The following is a 5,415-nucleotide window of genomic DNA, read 5'->3' on the forward strand; positions in this document are numbered from 1 at the left end:
CAAGTTGCCAGGCTTCTAACCAAAGGATGCACTATGTCACCCAACTCCCGCGACGACCCCGGAAGATGAACACATTGCCGTCGAACGGATTCTCTTCCAGTGCAGTCTGCACCTTTGCTGCGAGTCCCTGAAATCCGCAGCGCATGTCCGTGACGCCGGCCGCGATCCAGACACGGGTGCCTGCCGGTAGCCCGATCATCGGGATAGCTCCCGGATGAGCAACCGCAGCAGATCCGGCGACACGTTGCCGCGAATTCGCAAGCATGCACGGTCGAATTCAATCTCGCAGACGTTCTCAGGCACGTCATCACGTACGGACGTTGGGCATTCGGCTTCGGCGACAACGCTTACGGGAAGTAACGGTTCGACGTCAACAACGGACCGCTGTGGCGCGTGCGCCGCATGTGGAGCTCCGAACGCGCCCTGAAGATATTGGCGACGCCATCTGAACAGCAGGTTGGTATTAATGTCATTGCGACGCGCAACCAGCGACACCGACGCGCCGGGCTCGAAGGTCTGTTCGGCGAGCTGCCGTTTGAACTCACGTGGAAAGTTCGGGCGCTTACCGGGCGCCGGGCTTCTGCTATCGACTATCTCGGCCACTTTGGTTCCCACCAAAATATTTGGTGGGAACCAAATTACCTTCCTTCATCTCAACACGGAGAACGGCCGACATGAGGTGCTTACAATTGAACGGCAGAAGGTCGGTTACATCTGCGTCCGGCACACGCTGCGGCGTTGCCGCAACCGGTGTGGTGCCAGCACGGCCTGCTGGGCCTCTGTCTTCACGGCGACGCGCTTGCAGAGCATCTGCGTGGCCATCCCGATCGCACGAGCGTCGGCGGCATCACTCTTGAGCGGAGTTGCAATGGAGGGCGCTGGTGGCGCAGTGACAAACCGTCAGGAAGCAACGCCGCAACGGTGGCGCTCTCGGAACTGAGGTTCGCGGCGGCACAGGCGCGGCGATCGGCGGACAAAGATGTCAGGAAATTCGTGTGCTGAGGCCGGTATGAAGTCTCAGCTGATGGCGGTGTTGAATCGCTCGCAGGATGGCGACCTGATTGACTGCTTGCCGCCAAGTGATAGGTGGCATATTTCCAATCCTTGTCGATGGTGCGCAAGGCCAAGCGCAGCAGTTTGGTGGCGGCTCATTGTTCTTGACCGTTGCCTTCGCCGCAGATCTTCAGCCGAAGCTCGTCGAAATACACGATCGAAGCCATGACTCTCGGCGCGCCCGGGCGAGAGCGGCAGCATCCGATCCTCGCGATCCAGCGCCTGGATGGCTGTTTTCTCGTCGACGCAGAACACCACCGCGTGCAACGGCGGATTGAGGTACAGCCGGACCGCGTCGGCTGCCTTCGCCTCAAAGTCAGGAGGTGCTGGCCGAAGTCGCGCAGTGGCAACAACGTCCGCTCGAGGCGATGTGGTATCGGCGCAGCCACGCGGAAAGGAGATTCACGTGATCTGCGACAACGTGAGCTGCCACAAAACCGACGCTGTTCAAACATCTCTGGCTGACCACCCGAAGATCTCGATACATTACACGCCCACGTATTCGTCATGGCTGAATCAGGTCGAGAGCTGGTTTGCCCGCATCCAGCGCGACGTCATTGCGCGTTGCGTATTCACCAGCACCAAGGATCTCGACAAAAAGCTCATGCGTTACATAGGTCAATACAACAAGCAGGCGCTTCCATTGAAATGGAAGTACACCGACCCATCGCGGCGAATCCGGTGCAATTCAACACAACAACGCGACGAAATCGCCGCCGATGTTAAGCGGTTGGTTGTTACCACTTCTTTTGCCAGTCCTGACAAAAATGCCGGGAGTCGGAGGCAGAACCGCCGCCAGACCCTCGCCGAGGCCTTGCATTAACCATTCAATTCGGCAGGTCACTTGGCGACCCACCTGGCGTCGCACCAGTTTCCCGGCGTTCAGGCTCCTCTATCCGTGCCGAGCCCCCGTCCAAGCGCTGCAACAACGTGCTCGGCGACTTGCTTCTATCGACCCTCGTGGCCTTAGAGACCTATCTTACGGCCCTCTCTACGCACGCAAAGTCCAGCAGTCCAAGCGACAAAACCAAGCGCTCATTTCACTGGCACGGCGACGCTACGACGTCCTGTTCGCCATGCGACGGGACCTTTTCCGAACACAAGTCAGCCCTTAACGCTTGATGAACCGCATAGGGGGGCATCCCAACATGAAAACCAAGACATCGATCTACTGGCGACGCATCTTGTCGAGATCGAATAGATTCAGGGTTGACCCGCCCTGACTTGGGCCTACCGGCTTCTGCGGCACGACCGGGTCGTCGTCGTCCTTCATCAGGTTGTTGTCCTGACGATACGCGCCCTGCACACCTTGAATATAGTCGTAGCGGTTCGACGTGACAGCCTGCGCCTTATCCCGATCGTCGATGATGACCGGACGCAGGAATATCATCAGATTCGTCTTTTCGCGGCTCTTCTGCTCCGAACGGAACAGCTGGCCGATCCACGGCACGTCGCCTAGCAGCGGCACCTTGCTGTTGCCGTTCGCGTACCCATCTTTTATCAGGCCGCCGAGCACGATGATCTCGCCATCATCGGCCAGCACCGTCGACTGCACCGAGCGCTTGTTGATTGTCACGCCGCCCTGATTGTTCGTCGATGCCGAATCGACGGACGAAGCTTCGGCATAGATTTGCAGCTTTATGATGCCACCGTCGGTGATCTGCGGCTTCACGTGCAACACGATCCCGACATCCTGTCGATCGAACGTGTTGAATGCGGTCACGGACGTTGCGGCATTCGCGGTCGGCGTGGCGTATGAACCCGTCACTACTGGCACGTTCGAGCCAACGACGATCTTCGCCTCTTCGTTATTGAGCGCGATGAGGTTAGGTGTCGATAGGACGTTCGCGTCGCTCGACTGCGACAGCGCCTGCAACAGCCCCCCGAGACCGAACACGTCGCCGAAGCGGTGCAACAGGCCTACGTTCAGGCCGTTGTTCAGCAGGTCCGCGCCCTTCGTCGCGAGCGCTGCGGCGGGGGCGTTCGCGATGATCGCCCCCTGCGCAGTCAGGTTCACGATGCCCTGGCTGCCGTTGGAATTGAAGTTGGAGCTGCCGTAGAGACCGTTGTTTCCACCATTCGAAAGCAGCGCACCCTGCCACTGGATGCCGAGGTTCGCGTTTGTCGTCGCCGACAGTTCGACGATTAACGCCTCGATATATATTTGCGCGCGGCGGACGTCAAGCTGATCGATCACGCTGCGCAGATTGCCGTAGACGGCGTCCGACGCGGTAATGATCAACGAATTCGTCTCCGGATCGGCCTGGATCATCCCGCCGGGCTGGTTCTCTTCACTGTCACCGCCTTCCTTTTCGCCAAGAAACGCCGCGTTGTTACCTTGACCGCCGTTGTTGCCGCCGCCTGCAAGTCCATTGCTTCCCATCGACGAGAATGACGAACCGCCCAAGGATCCGCCTGGCAGTGGGGGCTGGCCCGGCGTGCCCGCCGACGAGTCCATATTGCCTTGGTTGAACGAGTTCGCGGCACCACCGCCCCCTGTGGACATCAAATCATTGCCGCCCTTGCCGAGCATGCCGCGCAGCGTCTTCGCAAGACGCCCGGCATCCGCGCCCCGCAGTTGCACAACGTGGATGTTACCGGGCCGCCCGGTTGCCGCATCAAGCTGCTTCGCCAGCGACTTCGCCCCCGCGAGGCGCACTGCGTTCGACGCTCGCAGCATTAGCGAATTCGTGCGCGGATCGGCCTGCACCAAGACTTTCAGCGTCGCATCCGTATTGCCGATCGACCCAAGGTCGAGCATCTTGGTCATCTGCGTCGCAACGTCGGTCGCATTCGCGTTCTTCAGTTCCACTACCTGCACCTGCTGGCCGGCCGCAGAATCGACGCCCGCGATGATCTGCGCAATGCGGCGGACGTTATCAGCGTAGTCCGTGACGACGATCGTATTATTCGATGGATAGGCCGCAACCATATTGCTCGGCGAGATGAGCGGACGCAGCACTGGCAGGAGGTTGTTCGCCGATTCGTTCCTGAGGCGAAAGATCTGGGTGACGACCTGATCGCCGTGTGCCGAAGGCGCATTTCCAATGTACGTCGGCACACCCTCCACTTTCGCGTCCGCTTCGGGCACGACCTTGAGCACACCGTGATCCTGCACCAGCGAGAAACCCTGCATTCGCAGCGCAGACTGCAGAGTTTTCAATGCTTGATCCTCGGAAACAGGGTGCTCAGAGACGAGATTCAGCCGCCCTTCGACGCGCGGGTCAACAATGATCGTCTTCCCTGTCGCCGCGCCGACCGCCTTGGCGACCTGATCGATGCCGGCATCGACGAAATTGAGCATCACATCTGCCTGCGCGGTATGGGCGGTAATCAATCCAGCCAGCAGTAATGCGGTTGCGATGCGACGTAAAGCCATACGGTTTGTTCTTGTTAGGTTAACAGTCTATGTGGATTTGCCGGCAGTTGAATCAACACGCACAGCGCGTTTACGTTGTGGACAGCTGCCGCTTTGTTCGCAAGTCGTCGTCAAACTTCAGCAGGACCGCATGAGGCGAAACACGATCGCTACGCATGCAACGGTGGGAAGCAATCAGTTGCACGGCAGGACCATGGCCGCCACATTGCAGAAGAACGAACGGCGTGGCGATGAACAGCGACGTCAAGAGGCCTTGGCAGACCATGGAACAGCGCGCCCATCCGCCTCATCATCACGATGCAGTTGAGGCAGCCGAGCTGCTGAGCCGATTCCGACCACCAGCTCGGTGAACGAGGTGGTCAAATATCCTGACCGTCGCTACACGGAGCCGCCCTACGACGCAGATGGCGACTGCTATTGCGAGACCGCCCTAGCACACTCTGACCGGTTCGAAGTAGACAGGGCCATCCTTGCGAGGACACACGGACAGTGGCAATCCAGCGCGGCCGCCGCATCACGCTCTCGAGCTCCAAGCTCGCGAACAAAAAAGGCATCGGAGGCGCGCTGAACTAGCTTGTCACGGGCCGCGACAACTCCGCGCACGCTGGATTCGACAGATCGCCGTGTGCGACCAGCGCAAACCCTGTGGCAATGCAATTCGCTTGGACGGCGTCCAACTCCGCGCTCGCACCTAGCCCCGTGGCAACGATGTACGAATCGTAACAGCGCGGGTTCGTTCCGTATAAGTCGCTATTTTTTTTGGATGCATCAAGCACATTTATGAGTCGCGATTTGTGCCAAAAGCGAGCTTACGTTGGCAAGGGCGGTTAGGTTAGGGAACTTAAGGAAAAGCCGAAATAGGTGATCACGGCCACCGGTATTCCATCCGCCGTTGGCGCAATAAGAGGTGTTAACAGAATGACTTTTGCAGGTGTCGCCAGCATATGATGCAGCAGGCGATTCTGAGGAAAGCCTCGTGGATG

Annotated in this window: 3 protein-coding genes and 3 pseudogenes; 1 reads left to right on the top strand and 5 read right to left on the bottom strand. The window is 59.0% G+C overall.

Going from position 1 to position 5,415, the window contains the following annotated elements; all coding sequences use genetic code 11:
* Positions 1 to 31: 31 nt before the first annotated feature.
* From tnpB to ACOJB8_RS40675, 4 genes and pseudogenes are all read right to left on the bottom strand, one after another.
* Positions 32 to 199, bottom strand: a complete 168-nt coding sequence (tnpB, locus tag ACOJB8_RS40660; protein ID WP_475017872.1) for an IS66 family insertion sequence element accessory protein TnpB — start codon at positions 197 to 199, stop codon at positions 32 to 34.
* Positions 196 to 603, bottom strand: a complete 408-nt coding sequence (gene tnpA / locus ACOJB8_RS40665) for an IS66-like element accessory protein TnpA (protein WP_475017874.1) — start codon at positions 601 to 603, stop codon at positions 196 to 198. Before tnpA ends, tnpB begins: the two co-directional genes overlap by 4 nt.
* A 114-nt stretch (positions 604 to 717) precedes the next feature.
* Positions 718 to 855 (bottom strand): annotated as a pseudogene (locus ACOJB8_RS40670) (IS110 family transposase); the annotation flags it as partial.
* A gap of 354 nt (positions 856 to 1,209) precedes the next feature.
* Positions 1,210 to 1,374, bottom strand: a pseudogene (locus tag ACOJB8_RS40675) (IS630 family transposase); the annotation flags it as partial.
* A gap of 46 nt (positions 1,375 to 1,420) precedes the next feature.
* Here ACOJB8_RS40675 and ACOJB8_RS40680 point away from each other — a divergent pair.
* Positions 1,421 to 2,168: pseudogene (locus ACOJB8_RS40680) on the top strand (transposase); the annotation flags it as partial.
* Between the two features lie 53 nt (positions 2,169 to 2,221).
* Here ACOJB8_RS40680 and gspD read toward each other — a convergent pair.
* Positions 2,222 to 4,432, bottom strand: a complete 2,211-nt coding sequence (gene gspD / locus ACOJB8_RS40685; RefSeq protein ID WP_342922765.1) for a type II secretion system secretin GspD — start codon at positions 4,430 to 4,432, stop codon at positions 2,222 to 2,224.
* Between the last annotated feature and the right edge of the window lie 983 nt (positions 4,433 to 5,415).

Source organism: Paraburkholderia sp. BR10141 (genome assembly GCF_056155635.1).

What these genes read in the sequence shown, in the direction of transcription:
- gspD (WP_342922765.1), bottom strand. Translation starts at nt 4,432, where the DNA reads ATGGCTTTACGTCGCATCGCAACCGCATTACTGCTGGCTGGATTGATT.
- tnpB (WP_475017872.1), bottom strand. Translation starts at nt 199, where the DNA reads ATGATCGGGCTACCGGCAGGCACCCGTGTCTGGATCGCGGCCGGCGTC.